Source organism: Paraburkholderia phenazinium, from assembly GCF_900142845.1.
Taxonomy (GTDB): Bacteria; Pseudomonadota; Gammaproteobacteria; order Burkholderiales; family Burkholderiaceae; genus Paraburkholderia; species Paraburkholderia phenazinium_A.
Map to the genome: position 1 here is coordinate 1,272,558 of NZ_FSRU01000002.1, position 14,698 is coordinate 1,287,255.

Consider the following 14,698-nt stretch of genomic DNA (forward strand, 5'->3'; position numbering starts at 1 on the left):
TCGGCTTACCGGATGGTCAAAGCGCGGTAGAACACGGCGCCGAGCGCCGCACCGATGAACCACGAGAAATTGGCCATGCCGTCGAGCGACGGCACCATCACGCAGATCACCGCAATCACCGCAGCGGGCAGCAAGGCGGCGACGGCCTTGTAATTCACACCGTTGCGATACCAGTACGCGCCCGTTTCGGACACGGTGTAGAGATCGTTCAGTACGATCTTCTGACGCTTCACCAGATAAAAATCAACAATCAGGACACCATACAAAGGACCGATGAAACTGCCCAGCACATCGAGCGTGTAGTGAATCACTGCCGGGTTGTTGAACAGGTTCCACGGCGTAATGAAAATCGACGCGACCGCTGCCAGCATCCCGCCCATGCGCCAACTGATGAACCGCGGTGCAACGTTGGAGAAATCGAAGGCCGGCGAAACGAAGTTAGCCACGATATTGATCCCGATCGTCGCAATCGTAAAGGTCAACGCACCGAGAATCACCGCGCTCGGATAGTCGATGCGGCCGACCGTTTCCACCGGGTCGGTGATCAACTGGCCGAACACCGGCAGCGTCGCGGCGGTCGTGACCACGGTCACCAGCGAGAAAGCGAGGAAGTTGACCGGCAAGCCCCAGAAATTGCCTTTCTTCACGCTGCGGAAGCTCTTGCCGTAGCGGGAGAAATCGCCGAAATTCAGCATCGGTCCCGAGAAATACGACACCACCAGCGAGATTGCCGTGATCATCACCGGCACCACTTCGAGCCCGTGATATTTGACGCCGCCCAGGTTGATGCCAATGTTCTGCCAGCCCGCGCGCCACACCATATAGCCCGCAAGGACGAACATCACCACGTACACGGCCGGCCCGGCGAAATCGATAAACTTCTTGATCGTCTCCATGCCGTGCCAGAACACCAGGGCCTGCAGCACCCATAGCAACATGAAGCCGCACCAGCCGACTGTGGAAAGTCCCATGAACCCATGACGATGCACGTCCGCGTAGGGCAGCAGTTGCGGGAAAAATTTCAGCAGCACGATCACCAGTGCACTCGACGCGAGATACGTCTGAATGCCGTACCACGCGACGGCGATCAGGCCGCGAATCACTGCGGGAATGTTCGCACCGAGCACGCCGAACGTCGCACGACACGCGACTGGATACGGCACGCCGTTCTGCTGGCTCGGCTTGGCAATCAGGTTGCACAACAGGTTGACGATGGTAATGCCGACCAGCAACGCAATCAGCACCTGCCAACTGGTGAGACCGAGTGCGAACAGACTGCCGGCGAACACGTAACCGCCCACGCTGTGTACGTCTGACATCCAGAACGCGAAGATGTTGTACGCACTCCAGGTCTGGTGACGCAGCGGCGCGAGGTCTTCGTTATAGAGGCGCTCGCTGTAGCCGGTAGGTATGCCGGGGTCGGTAGCGGGACCTTCATCGTCGAAGGCGGGAATAGCGGGATTACGCGGTGCTGCACTGAACTGAGCCATGGTTCCTCCTTGAGTATGGGGACCGTCGATTGCAAAACGACGGGCAATGCATCCGACACGCACGGCGCCCTTCCCGGCCGGGTTGGACTGCGCGCATCGCGGCTCCGCGGTTGTCTCCGTACTTATATGGACAACTAAGCACTTGTTGTTATCGCTTCGCCACCAGCCGCGGGCTCGCGCCGAAACGTTCTCGCGCTTACGCAGCCCCTTGCAGGCAGCCACGCGCAGATCGTATGGACGAGCTTCGCCACACCGTCTGTTCGCGATGATTCATCAGTTCCTGTTTAGTGCAGCGCGTAGCCGCGCTCTTTTTTGCGCGCGCCATCCAACGCGCGGGCGACTCACATCAGGCTGCCGCGGTCTTTCCCGGCCGTAAGCCGAACACTTCGTGCAGATCCGCTGCGCCGCGGGCCGGCCTGTCGAGCATCTTCAGTTCGACGCTTTGCAAATGGCGCGACATCAGGGCCGCCGCCTCTTTGGCATCGCCGGCGTCGAGCGCGGCGAGAATCGCTTCGTGGTCTTCGAACGAACACGGGCTGCGCCCGAGCGATTCGTACAAAGCCGAAATCAAGGTTGAACGCGCAACCAGTCCATTCAGGCAGTCGCACAACACCGTATTGCCCGTGAGCGAGGCCAGTGCCGTGTGGAACTCGCCGGAGAGGCGGATCCACGCAGAAAAATCGCGCGTTTCGAACGCCTTGCGTTCGCGGCCAATCATGCTGCCCATATTCTTCAGACGACGCGGACCATGTCCAGCGCAGATCCGCTCCACCACCGCCAGCTCGATGATGCGACGCATCTCGAACACTTCGTGCACTTCCTGCAGCGACGGACTCGCGACGAAGGCGCCGCGGTTCGGCTCGAGATCGACGAGCCGGTCGGTCGCGAGAAGCGCGAGCGCCTGGCGGATCGGTCCGCGCTTGACGCCGAATACTTCGCACAACTGTGCTTCCGTGAGCTTGGCCCCAGGCGCGAGCCGATGCTCGAGGATCGCGGCGCGGATGCGCTCGGCGATCGCTTCGGGTTTCGAACCATTTGAGCCGGCTAGGGATGGGGTCGACATGATATGCGTTCCGTTATGATGCCCATCATAGGATGGACACAATGATTGTCAACAATTTCAATATTGAATTTTCGACAATCGTAGACCAAGGCGATAGGTTGAGCCCATCGGGCCCGGCAGATGGCTTGTCCAGCTTGGCCTGGCGTCTGATTCGCGGAAATCGGCCAGCTTTCTGGCGGCGGATTTTGTCAACAAAATCTGCATTTTCCACTTGACGGGATGTCCGTGGGCGCCCCGAAAAATTGACCGTTAGTTGCGTTTTATGCCTGCAAAAAAGCGGGCCATGCCCGCTTCGCCCTGCCCCGTTCCCTGTCAGCCGAGGTGCGGATAACCGGACGCAGTCAGCCTGAAGCCATGCGCATCCGAGACGAGATGCGCGTCCGCGCCGACCGGCAGCGTCACCAGGTTCGGGATGTGCCCGAACTGCAACCCCGTGATCACCGGAATGCGGATCACCGAGCGCACGTGCTCGATCATCGCGTTCAGGTCGTAGCCGTTGTCGTACTCGAAGGGCTTGCCTCCCGAGAAGTCGCCGAGCACCAGCGCCTGCTGCCGCTCGAGAATCCCCGCCAGATGCAGTTGATAGAGCGCCCGTTCGAGGCGGAACGGCTGTTCGTTGACGTCCTCGACAAACAGGATGCCGCCCTCCACCGGCGGCATATAAGGCGTGCCGACCAGCGAGCTCAGCACGGCCAGATTACCGCCCCACAGCATGCCGCTCACGTCCACCGCCTGCGCTTGCGGCACCGTGCCCGTCACCGTCACGCTCGGCGCGGTCAGTGCCGACCAGAAATGCTGCGTCATGGGTTCGCTGAGATTCTCCGCGCCGAAGTCGCCCATCAGCATCGGGCCGGCGAAGGTTTTCAGGCCGGCACGCGCCAGTAGCGCCAACTGGATCGCCGTGAAATCGCTATGGCCGACGAACGCGACCGGCTGGTCCGTCAGCCGCCGTTGCAAGCCTTCATAGTCGAGGCCGTGCAGGATGCGCACCGCGCCATAGCCGCCGCGCACGGCGAGCACGATGTCCGGCAGCTTGCGCGACGGATCGGCCAGCCGGTTCAACTCGGCGGCACGCTCTCCGTCGGTCCCGGCGAAGCGCTGATAGCGACGCTCCGTGGCATTGACGCCCTCGACGCGATGCCCTTGCGCATGCAAGCGATGCAGCGCCCGGTGAATCGCTTCCGCGTCATGCGGGTAACCCGAAGGCGCGACCAGTTCGAAAGTGCGATGGGCGGTCATGATCGGCAGTGGTGGAGGGAATAGCTTTTAGAGTAGCTCAGCAGGCCCAGGTTCGCCCCTGGCAGCATCCCGCGCTTCGCGCACGGCACGCCGCCGGTCTGCGAAGAAAGATTTGAGCGCGGCGGCGCATTCGCTTTCCAGCGCGCCGCCCACCACCGTCGTGTGATGATTGAGTTGCGGATTGGCAAACGCGTCGACCACGCTGCCGCACGCGCCGGTCTTCGGATCGCGGGCGCCGAACACCACCCGGGCGATGCGCGCATGCATGATCGCACCGGCGCACATCAGACAGGGCTCGAGCGTCACGTACAGCTCGCAGCCGGGTAACCGGTAATTTTCGAGGGCCTGTGCCGCCGCGCGCAGCGCGACCATCTCGGCATGGGCAGACGGGTCGTGTGCCCCGATGGGATGATTGAAGCCCTTCGCGATGACCTCGTCGCCGCGAACCAGCACGGCCCCGACCGGCACTTCGCCCGCCGCGCGCGCTTCCTCGGCGGCCGCCTGGGCCAGCTTCATGAAGTGAAGATCGCGCTCCGAGAAGGAGACGGGAATAACCGGGGGGGCGTCAACCGTTACAGCATGGCCAGACGCAGAAGATTCGCCGCCCTCGGCACAGGCGGGAACAGCGTGGGTGGTGTGTGAAGTGACTTCGCTAGCGGCAGGCTCGGGCGCATCGGATGAGGCCTTCGAACCTGCAAGCGCTGCGGGGTTCGCGAGCGGCTCGCTCACTGTGGCCCCGGCTCACCGGCAGATGCGCCGCCGACGCTGCCCGCGGCGCGTTCGGAGAGCCGCTCGGCAATCCGCCGGCAATACTCGCGCGGCAGGACCAGCGGGCCGCCGCGTAGCGATTCGAGCGCCATGTGAAGCGCGAGCATGCTTGCCTGCAGACGGCAACGGGTGGCGCGGTCGCTGACCGCGTTCAGTTCGTCCTGCAGGTCGCGCAGCGCCCGCAGTTGTTCGACGGCGGGTGGCACGAACCCGGCATTCTTCAGGATGCGGTTCGCGACGTGCACTTCCTGAGGAACCTGGACATCGTCCTCCAGTGCAAGCGCGGCGCGCCCTTCCGGCAAATCGTCGAACTCGCCGCGCGCTGCCGCGGCGGCTATACGTTGTTCAACTAACGCATCAAGCAATCTCATCTGCAGTCCACTACGTTGCGGCTCACGCATTCTATCAGGGAGCCAACCGTAAGACTCGGTCAGCAAGCTGACAATCCCCTCTGATTTTCGGATTCTGCGTATTTGAGGGGCGTAAGGTGCTGCGTTAGGGTCGTGTCTCCCGCGGTCGCCTCGCAGGTCGAAACTTGCGATTTGCTTTCGATCGCGACGACCACCCCACCCTTGCTACTCCGTTGAGCCTTCTTTCTTATGCGAGTTAACCTTCTGCCAGAACCATCTGAACCGATGTCCTCATCCGACGCCCCGCTCGCCCTTGCGCGAGCAAGCCAACGCGCCGTCGCGGCCGTCGTACCGGCTTTTCGCGCTCGAAGCGGGTCGTCACTTGTACGCGCGGTACTGGCGGGCGTCGTGCTGTGCGCCGCGCTCTCGGGATGCGGCGTGTTCTGCGGCGGCGCCGGCGGCAGCGGCGGCGCGCTCGCGGCAGGCTGCTCGACGGGCATGCGCTTCTAGCGCCGCCGCGTAAATTTCTGTAACGGGCGCACGAACGGTTGTAATCTGGATCTCGCGCGCGCCCACTATTCTTCGGACGCGCGCTGGCGCATCGCCATGACGCCCATCCCGCAGGAATATGACTCGAGATCCCGATCATTCAGCCGCGCCACCGGCAGAGGCAACGCAAGCTTTTCCGCTCGACCCGGCGCAACATCGCGCGCTCGCCGACGCAAGGCGTGCCGCCAGCGACGAACTCGGCGCCGTCGCTCACCTGATTGCCGCCCACACGCTCGACGCATACGCGAGCTGCTCCGCCGAAGCCAGCGTAGCGAACCTCTGCGACGTCGCCACCGGTTACTTCATGAAAGGCGATCACGACATCGCCGCCAGCTGGTATCAGCTCGTCCTTACGCTCGACCCGAACGTCGCGATTGCCTGCCAGAACCTGGCCGCGATCCACGCAGACGCAGGACGTACTGCAAAAGCGGACGCGTATCGGGAGCGCGCCTATCGCATCCAGCGCGTGTTCGTCGAGCAGGCGCCGGGCCATCTGCGCCGGGTGCTGGTGCTGTGTGCGGCGCGCGCCTCCGGCAACGTGCCGTTCGACGCGCTGCTGCCCGGCGCGATCAACTGCCGGATCAAATACGCCATCGACTACGCCGCCGACTCGGAAGACGCGCAGCTTCCGCCATTCGACCTGGTGTTCAATGCGATCGGCGAGCCGGATGTCGCGGCGCCGCTCGCGCGGCGGCTCGCCCGCTTCGTGGCGCACCTGGGTAGCCACGCCCCTCGCCCGCTGCTCAATCCGCCTGTCGCGATCGAGCGAACCGCGCGCGACCGGATCCCTCAGTTGCTCGGCGATCTGCACGACGTGCAAGTTGCGCACTGCATCCGTGTCGACACCCCGCTTGCCTCGCCCGCCACGCTTGCCGGCTTGCTGGCCGACCGCGGGCTGACCTTGCCGTTATTGGCTCGCCCTGCCGCCACGCACGGCGGCGAAGGACTGGCTCTCTGCGAGAGCGTCGCCGCGCTGGAGACAAGACTGCGCGAGAGCCACGGCCCGCAATACCTGACCGCGTTTCGCGACTACCGCTCGGCGGACGGCCACTACCGCAAGTACCGGATGATTTTCGTCGACCGCGAGCCGTTTCCGTATCATCTGGCCATCTCGCGGCACTGGATGGTCCACTACTTCTCCGCTGAGATGGAAGACCATGCGTGGAAGCTCGATGAAGAGCGGCGCTTCCTGCAGGATCCCGCCGCTGCGTTGGGCGAACGGGCGCTGCGGGCGATCGCCGCTATCGGCCGCCGGCTCGATCTCGATTACGGCGGTATCGACTTCACGGTGCTGCCCGACGGCCAGGTTTTCGTCTTCGAGGCCAACGCGACGATGCTCGCCCATTACGAGCGGCGCTCGGGCGCATTGGCCCACAAGAATCCTTTTGTCCAACATATCGTCGACGCGTTCGAACGGTTGATGAAGCGTCGCACGGCGGCTTGAATGAACGAACCCATGAATTTTTCCGGCGGCCCAGGCGCGTTGCCGGCCTCCGTGTTGCGCGAAACGCGCGACGCCATCGAAGCGCTGCCGGAGACCGGTCTCTCGGTGCTGGGCATGAGCCATCGCTCGGAGTGGTTTCGTAGCGTACTCGATGAAGCCGAGCGCAATCTGCGCGCACTGCTGGGCATCCCCGAGCACTATCACGTGCTGTTCATGCAGGGCGGCAGCAGCCTGCAGTTCTCCATGTTGCCGATGAATTTCCTGCGCGCGAGCCGCCGTCACGCCGAGTACATCGTGTCGGGCTACTGGAGCGCCAAGGCGCCGGTCGAGGCGCGCCTCGAAGGCGACACCCGCGTGATATGGGACGGCCGCGCCGATGGGTATCGACGGTTGCCGGCAGCCGGCGAACTGCCGCTCTCGCCGGAGGCCGCCTACCTGCATTACGTGTCCAACGAAACCGTCGAAGGACTCGAATTCGCCGATACGCCTGGCCTGCCCGGTGTGCCGCTGGTCTGCGACATGTCGTCCAATCTGCTCGCCGCCCCGCTCGACGTGGAACGCTACGCCATGATCTACGCGCACGCGCAGAAGAACCTCGGGCCCGCCGGCGTCACGGTGGTGATCCTGCGCGACGAGTTCGCGCGACGGGCAACGACGGGCTTGCCTACCCTGCTCGACTACCGCACGCATATCGACGCGCGCTCGGTCTACAACACGCCGCCCGTGTTCGCTATCTATGTGCTGATGCTGGTGACGCGCTGGCTGCGTGACGAGATCGGCGGCGTGCAGGCGATGGCTGCGATCAACCAGGCCAAATCCGACGTGCTGTACCGTGCGCTCGATGCCGATCCCGGCTTTTATCGCGTACACGGCGCCACGTCTTGCCGCTCGACGATGAACGTCGCGTTCCGCCTGCCCGATCCGCAAATGGAAACGCGCCTGATGGAGAGCGCCCGGCGGGAAGGTTTTCATGGCCTCGAAGGCCACCGTTCGATCGGCGGCCTGCGCGCTTCGCTGTACAACGCGGTGACGCTGGAGGCCGTCACCGCGCTCGCCGAATGGCTCGGCGAGTTTCGCCGCCGGGAAGCTTAAGCGAGGCGAGTCGTCAATTGGCGTTCACGTGCTGCAGGAACAAGGCGAAGCCGTTCTGCGTCGTCGTGATCTTCTTGACGCACTCGTCGTAGTCCGAGGCCATCGAATGGTCCGGGCCGTACATGCCCTTGCATTGCGCGTACAGGGTGATCGTCGCGCCGCTGCCCTTCGCCACCCGCGCGGCCGAATAGACGGCGTGGCCCGAGCTGCCCGGCACGTCGGATTCGATCGCGAGCGCGTCCGCGCGGATCACCGGCTCTTCCGAATGCTGGGCCACGTAGGTCTTCGTCAGTTGCCAGGCCTGATCGCATTGGGCCTCGTCGCGGCAGCTCACCGTAGCGTTGGTTTGGGCCGCATCGAGACGGCGTTCGGAGTGGGCAAAGTCGTTGTCCTGTTGCGCCTGTTTGTCGGCGGACGACCCACAGGCCGTGAGAGCGAGCGTAGCGAGCGCGACGGCAATAATCGTTTTCACTGGTTGAATGTCCCAAGTCGAATTCGAGGGAGATTATAGACGGGTGCCGGAGCCGGTTGCAGTTGTCCGGACGACGCCGGAGACAGCGCCTCGCATTCGCTCGAGGTGACGCTAGCGTGCCAGCCGGTTGCGCGCGACCTGCGCGAAACTGACGGCGATCGCGCCGCGTGCCGAAATGCCGCGCGGTTCGAAGCTGGCAGCATGGTGCTCCGCCTGACCGAGCGGCGCATACAGATCCGGGCGACGGGCCTTGAGCCATTGATGCCCCGCGCTGCTATCGATCAGGCGTGGGTCGATTCTCGCCGAAACGATGGCGCATGCTTCATCTTTCACGCCGGCACTCTCGGCCACGATACGGCCAGATGGGTCGACGATCATGCCAGTGCCCGAAGCGGGCTCGGCGTTGGCGTTGGCGGTTTCGTTGGCGTTGTCCAGCCCGTCGCTCAGTACGACGAACATACCGTTGTCGGCGGCGCGTGCGGGCAGCGACGCACGCAACCAGCGCGTTGCGCTGTCACCGGGGCGTCCGGCGCGCCCTGTCACGGTACGCGCGCCGTCCGCCGCCGCATCACCATCACCCGCAAATCCGGCCACCACGCCGGCCGCACTATCGCGCTTGTGCCACTGTTCGGCCGACACCGGCTGCATCGCCCGAGCGCCGCCGCGCTGGGTGGCGTAACTGCGATGCGGAGCGACAAGCAGCGTCGCCCCCATGAGCGCCGTCATACGCACGTTCTCAACCAGATAGGCATCGCCACCAATCAGGACTCCAATACGAATGCCCCACACGGTATCGAAAACGGTGAAGCGGTCCCCGCTCACAATACGCCGATGCTCGAATGCATGCAGCTTACGGTGGCAATGCCGGATTCCGCCCGGCATGCATACCACGTAGCTATTGAAGAGTCTTCCATCCGGCGCACGCTCGATCAGGCCCACGCCGGCCGCCACACCCGTGCGCTCGACAGCATCCGCCACCGCGCCGAGCGAAGGCCCATCGAGCGGTTCAGCGAGCGCCTCGAGTTCATCGCGATGCAGCCTCGCGAAGCTGCCATAACCGGCCAGACAGGTCTCCGGAAAAACGACCAGGCCGATCGCCTCGCGAGCGGCCAGCGCCAGCGACTGCGCAACCCGCGCGACGTTTTGCGCGGCCTCGCCGCGACAGGACCGCAGCGGGACGGATGCAACGCGAAGCATGGGAACGGACAAGGATGACATCTCACGGCGTGGTAGACAGGAATGGCTCCATTGGACCGCTCGTCATTCGATAAGTAAAATGAATCTTCCGATACATTCGATTACCTTCTGGAATGGAACTCAAACTCCTGCGCGCCTTTCTCGCTGTCGCTGACCTGCGCCACTTCGGCCACGCGGCCGAGGTGCTGAACGTGAGCCAGCCTGCTCTCAGCAAGCAGATCGTCGCACTGGAAGACAGCCTGGGCGCGCGGCTCTTCGAGCGCGGCCGGCATGGCGCGGAGCTCACCACCTTCGGCTCGGGATTTCTTGCCGACGCACAGGCGCTGGTACGCGATGCGGACGAGATCCATGCGCGGGCACGCGAGGCGAGCAGCGGCAAGCGCGGTTTTTTGCGAGTCGGACTTGGACTGTCGACGCTGACGCTCGCGCCGCAACTGATCGCCGAGTTCCGCCGACGCCATCCGAACGTCAGCGTCACGCTGAACGACCTGTCGTCGGCGGAGCAAAGCAGGCGCTTGCTCGCCGGCAAGCTGGATATCGGGTTCCTGCGTTTGCCGGCGGATGCCGGGCTGGACGCCTTTCCGGTGCTGGACGAAGCACTGGCGCTGGCCGTGCCGCAACACGCGCGCTGGAAACGCGTCCCCGCCAATCTGGACGAATTGAACGAACTGGGGTTTATCGGTCTCGCGCGCGGCCGCGGGCCGGGACTCGCGGCGCAGATAGACCGCTGGTGCAGCGAGCGCGGCTTTATGCCGCGCGTGATCCAGCAGGTCGACGACATCCAGTCGGTCCTCGCTGCCGTCGCGGCAGGGGTCGGCTCGGCGTTTCTCCCCTCGCGCACGCAATATCTGCTGCGCGATGCCCGCGTGCTGCCGTTACGCAATCCCGCCGCGCAATGGCAAGTCGGACTCACATGGCAGCACGGGCGGGATGATGCGGTAGTGATGCGCTTCGTTGAATTCGTGCGGGCAACGGTCAAATACCCGGCATGAGGAAACGCGGCGGGTAACTAACCCGATACGTCAGATGAGTCAGGGCACTCAGGCAAGCGAGATTCACCAAGCAAAACGAACACGCCACGCACACCGGCAAACAAAGGACTACTGAAGCAATGCCGATTTGCCGGTCTTCTGCCGTCGCGCAGCACTGCGCCGCGCCTTTAGCTTCTTGAACCAGATGACAAGACCGGTCGCGCTCAACAGCGCCACCATCACGCCCATGAAGCTGACGAGGATGCGGCCCGGCAGTCCGAAAAGACGTCCCGAATGCAACGGGAATTGCGCCTGCAGGAAAATATCGCCCGCGGTGCCCTGGCCGGGTACCGTGCCGCCGACCTCGCGCCCGGTCCGTTCGTCCCAGTAGGTCCATGCATTGCCAAGACGGCCGTCGGCGTAAAGGCCGCCCGGTTCGAAATAGCCCACCCCATAAAGATGGAGCGAGGCGATTTCGAACGTCGCGCCGGGCTCGGCATTCAGCTTCATCCGGTGTCCCGCAGCGGTTGCCAACTCGACGATACGCTCGCGGCTCAACGTGGCAGTGCCGGCCGGCACAGGCGTCTGCAACTCGGAATTGCTCTCGGGGCCGGGCGTCAGGCGCGAAAACAGCGATACGATGGGACGCACCACGGGGCGCTCCAGGTTCATTGAAATCGACGTCAGCGCAATCACGCACAGCAGGCCCCACACCCACACGCCGCCGGAGCGATGCAGGTCGAACACCACCGTGTAGCCGCCGCGGCGCACGCGAAACGCGAACGACTTGCGCCACGTTTTGAAGCTCGGAAACGCCAGAATCAACGCGATAGCGCTATCGAACAACCAGACGATGGCGACGATACCCAGCAGCCACACACCGGTCGCGATACCGCTACCGGTCGCGGGCAAATAAAGCGTGTAGTGGAATTGATAAAGGAACGGCATCAGGTTGAGCCGCCTGAGCGACAACGCGCCCCAGTCGCGGCGCCCCTGAACGACCCCGGTGCAGGGATCGACTGCGATCTGATTGAAGTCCAGTGCGTAAGGCTTGCCGGTGGCCGGATTGGTTCGGCCCTGCACACGCATTTGCAAGGTTCGGCCCGGCACGACGCCCAGCGGCAGAAAGGTCACCCGCACGCGTGGGTCTGCCGCTTCGATCCGGTTGGCGAGTTCGAGCGGCGAAAGTGCGGGTTCTTTTGAATTCGCGTAGTAGAACTCAGGATTCAACAGCGCGTCCAGTTCCTGATTCCACGCGATGATCGCACCCGTGAGACCGGAGACGAACAGAAAGAGCGCCGTGCCGATACCGAACCAGCGATGCAGTCGAACAAGGATCGATCTCATAGGCATCGCGTCGAATGCATGCGGGCCCCTCGCAGCGGCTGCGATGGGGCCCTCGGGCCCGCGCGTTGCAGAACGCTGGCGGCCCGCATTCAGAACTGCATCGTCGCGCTCGCCACGGCGGTGCGCGTCGGTGAAGGCGAGACGTAATAGCCCCACGCGGTGGTCCAGTAGCGGCGGTTGAACAGATTGTTGATCCCCGCGCGCAGCGTCACGTCCTTGCCGGCGATGCGCGTTTCGTACCTGCCGCTCAGGTCATAGGTCACGTACGACGGCACGAACTGGGTATTGGTCGCGTCCACCGCTTCGTTGCCGACATACTTGCCGCCGAAGGCCAGTGTGAGCGGACGCAGATACGACGGGTTGTACTCGACACGGCCCGTCACTGTGAAGCGCGGCGCGCCGTAGATGCGCTTGCCTTCGATGCTCGGGTCGTCGATATCCACCGCCTTCGTATCGAGCCACATCACGCCGCCTAGCACGCGCCACTCGTTGGTGAGCGCGAGCCAGCCGCTCGCATCGACGCCGGTGTAGCGCCTGGTGCCGTCCTGCACGAACACGTTTTCGGTGTTGGTGTAGTTGTAACCCTGGTCGACTCGGAACAGCGCCAGATTGGCGCCCCACTTCCGGTGATCCGTCTTGAAGCCGACTTCGTACTGCTTGCTGCGCAGCGGCCCGAAGGTGGCGGGGTAATTCAGGTTGGTGTTCGATGCCGAACCGCCCTGCTCCAGCGACTCGACATAGCTCGCATATGCCGTGGAATACGGATCGGTTTTGTACATCAGCGCCACAGTCGGCGTAACCGGATTCGCGCTGTACTGCGAGGACACGGCGCTGCTCGGATCGTAGACGTCCTGGCGGAACTGCGTGTAGCGCAGGCCGAGCAACGCCGAGAAGCGCGAGGTGAACTGCACCGTATCGCTCGCGTACAAAGCGGCCTGGGTGGTGCGCGACTGCCGGTACAGATTCTCGCCAATGCCTACTTCGGCATTCGTGAGCAGGCTGCTGCCATACAGGTTGCCGGTGCCGAGGCTGTAGCCCTCGTTCCAGCCTTCGCTGTTGTCGTACTCGCTGGTCTGCGACTGGAAACCCGCCCCGATCACCACGTCGTGCCTGATGCTGCCGGTATTGAACTGGCCCTGCACCATTGCATCGACGTTCTGATAGAAGTAGCGCGTCAACGCGGCGTACAGCGTGTTCGAATAGTCGCCGGCACTGTCGTTCACGAAGATGAGGCTATCCGAGTTGGTGCGATTTTCCTTGGCGAAGCGGTACTTCAGGCTCACGTGCCAGTTCTTGGAGAGACGATAGTCGAGGCCCGTGCCGAACGATGCCATCTCCGTCTCGTAGTAATTCTGCGGCTGCGTGAGGTCGCGGTTGATCGAGTTCGCGTCGGGGATGCCCAGCCCCGAACCGAACATCAGGCCGAACAGCGTGCCGTTGGTTTTGCGCTTCTGATAGAACGCGTCGGCGCTCCAGGTCAGATCCGGTGTGATGCGGAAGTCGAATGCCAGCGACGCCACCTGGCGGCGCACATGACCGTTGGGCTCCGCGGTATTGCCGTCTTCGTTCACCAGGTTCAGGCGGTAGCCGAAGCGCTCGTCGTTGCCGAAGCGGCCTCCCAGATCGATCTTCTCGCTGAACACGCCAGCCGACTCGTAGCCGACCGAAATGCTCCGGTACGGATCGTCGGTGGGCCGCTTCAGGACGTAGTTGACGATGCCGCCCGGCGAGCCGAAGCCATACATGAAGCCCGACAGCCCTTTGAGCAATTGCACCTGCTCGAACGGCTCGAGCGGAAGATCCGTGTCCCACGAGGGAAAGCTCTGGCCGTCGACCTTGATGCCGTTCAGCGTGTCGACCGGCATGCCGCGCACGGTGAACATCGAGTTTTCGCTGACCCGGTTGCTGCTGCTGACGGAGGCCGCCGGATCGTACTTGAACAGATCGTTGGCCGTCGACGCCATCAGATCTTCCGCTTCTTCGCTCGACACCACGTGGGTCGAAAAAGGCGTGTCGACCTGCTTGCGCGAGCCGAGCGCGCCGGCGCTGACCTTATCGGTTTGCGTGGCCGCGTCGGAGGCCGAGGCGGTCACGCTCACCGCGGGCAACGTGAGCGCATCCGACGCGACGGCTTGCGCCCAGACGGGTGTCGACAACGTGGAGAGCGAGAGACCGGCGCTCGTCAGAAGCGCCGCACTGAGAAGCGAGGGGGCACGGTTCGCGCCACGGACAAACGCCAATCGGCGCACGGTAGACGGGTTCTGCATGTAGTTCTGGTTGAGCGCAGGCGCAAGCAAACGCCCGTGCAGCAAGGTCTGCGCGGGACATGAGCGCTCGTGGCGCGCGGCTGTCAAGTGGTAAGGTCAGTACAGAACGCGAATGATAATGCGAGTAATTCGCATCTGCAACATAATTCTTGCGAAAGGCTTTCTGGGATGGTGATGGACGTCACGCCCTCGCGCGCAAACGCGATGGCCAGATCGCGCTAACTGCCGGTGCGTTGAACCGGCTGTGTGTTGAAAGCATTCCTCATTTGCGTGCAAGCTTTACCAGATTTAATCACTCCGCTTCACAAAATAGAGACGCAAAGTGTTGTCGAGTTACAATGCGCTACTATTTTGCGGACGGCCGGACGCGCTCCAGTGGGTCCACCCAGGGGGATGGCGAAGTCTCTCCACTGCTTTCAAAGCACGGCCTGCACCGCCTTGAACGCCGG

General features: G+C 63.6%; 13 protein-coding genes. 4 read left to right on the plus strand and 9 right to left on the minus strand.

Annotated elements, in window-relative coordinates:
* Positions 1 to 5 precede the first annotated feature (5 nt).
* The 5 genes from BUS12_RS22790 to BUS12_RS22810 form a co-directional block, all read right to left on the minus strand.
* Positions 6 to 1,490: an NCS1 family nucleobase:cation symporter-1 gene (locus BUS12_RS22790; RefSeq protein WP_074299527.1), complete on the minus strand. Its 1,485-nt coding sequence runs from the start codon at positions 1,488 to 1,490 to the stop codon at positions 6 to 8.
* 346 nt (positions 1,491 to 1,836) lie between these two features.
* Entirely contained in the window at positions 1,837 to 2,553 is a 717-nt protein-coding gene (locus BUS12_RS22795) for a GntR family transcriptional regulator (protein WP_074299529.1), read from the minus strand.
* A 312-nt stretch (positions 2,554 to 2,865) separates the two neighbouring features.
* Complete coding sequence (gene ldcA, locus BUS12_RS22800) at positions 2,866 to 3,792, minus strand: muramoyltetrapeptide carboxypeptidase (protein ID WP_074299531.1); 927 nt, start codon at positions 3,790 to 3,792, stop codon at positions 2,866 to 2,868.
* A gap of 27 nt (positions 3,793 to 3,819) precedes the next feature.
* A complete protein-coding gene (tadA, locus tag BUS12_RS22805) occupies positions 3,820 to 4,344 on the minus strand; it encodes a tRNA adenosine(34) deaminase TadA (protein ID WP_253190269.1) in 525 nt (174 codons plus the stop codon).
* Positions 4,345 to 4,517: 173 nt separating this feature from the next.
* Positions 4,518 to 4,931: a DnaJ family domain-containing protein gene (locus BUS12_RS22810; RefSeq protein ID WP_074299536.1), complete on the minus strand. Its 414-nt coding sequence runs from the start codon at positions 4,929 to 4,931 to the stop codon at positions 4,518 to 4,520.
* A gap of 264 nt (positions 4,932 to 5,195) precedes the next feature.
* Here BUS12_RS22810 and BUS12_RS38330 point away from each other — a divergent pair, with 264 nt between their 5' ends.
* The 3 genes from BUS12_RS38330 (at position 5,196) to BUS12_RS22820 (ending at position 7,995) form a co-directional block, all read left to right on the plus strand.
* Positions 5,196 to 5,420 (plus strand): hypothetical protein, encoded by a 225-nt coding sequence (locus BUS12_RS38330; RefSeq protein ID WP_143788434.1) that lies wholly within the window; start codon positions 5,196 to 5,198, stop codon positions 5,418 to 5,420.
* 118 nt (positions 5,421 to 5,538) lie between these two features.
* Positions 5,539 to 6,903 carry an ATP-grasp domain-containing protein gene (locus BUS12_RS22815; protein WP_074299538.1) on the plus strand — a complete coding sequence of 455 codons (1,365 nt, stop codon included), beginning with the start codon at positions 5,539 to 5,541 and terminating at the stop codon, positions 6,901 to 6,903.
* Positions 6,904 to 7,995, plus strand: a complete 1,092-nt coding sequence (locus BUS12_RS22820) for a phosphoserine transaminase (protein ID WP_074299540.1) — start codon at positions 6,904 to 6,906, stop codon at positions 7,993 to 7,995. It abuts the gene before it with no gap.
* A 13-nt stretch (positions 7,996 to 8,008) separates the two neighbouring features.
* Here the strand turns inward: BUS12_RS22820 and BUS12_RS22825 are convergent, their stop codons facing one another.
* Complete coding sequence (locus BUS12_RS22825) at positions 8,009 to 8,467, minus strand: hypothetical protein (protein ID WP_074299542.1); 459 nt, start codon at positions 8,465 to 8,467, stop codon at positions 8,009 to 8,011.
* A 111-nt stretch (positions 8,468 to 8,578) separates the two neighbouring features.
* A complete protein-coding gene (locus BUS12_RS22830; RefSeq protein ID WP_367117651.1) occupies positions 8,579 to 9,664 on the minus strand; it encodes a nitrilase-related carbon-nitrogen hydrolase in 1,086 nt (361 codons plus the stop codon).
* Positions 9,665 to 9,777: 113 nt separating this feature from the next.
* Between BUS12_RS22830 and BUS12_RS22835 the strand changes: the two genes are divergently transcribed.
* Complete coding sequence (locus BUS12_RS22835) at positions 9,778 to 10,656, plus strand: LysR family transcriptional regulator (protein ID WP_074299546.1); 879 nt, start codon at positions 9,778 to 9,780, stop codon at positions 10,654 to 10,656.
* 108 nt (positions 10,657 to 10,764) lie between these two features.
* Here BUS12_RS22835 and BUS12_RS22840 read toward each other — a convergent pair whose 3' ends face one another.
* Positions 10,765 to 11,982 carry a PepSY-associated TM helix domain-containing protein gene (locus BUS12_RS22840; protein WP_074299548.1) on the minus strand — a complete coding sequence of 406 codons (1,218 nt, stop codon included), beginning with the start codon at positions 11,980 to 11,982 and terminating at the stop codon, positions 10,765 to 10,767.
* Between the two features lie 89 nt (positions 11,983 to 12,071).
* Positions 12,072 to 14,249, minus strand: coding sequence for a TonB-dependent siderophore receptor (locus BUS12_RS22845; protein ID WP_074301654.1), 2,178 nt, complete (start codon positions 14,247 to 14,249; stop codon positions 12,072 to 12,074).
* Between the last annotated feature and the right edge of the window lie 449 nt (positions 14,250 to 14,698).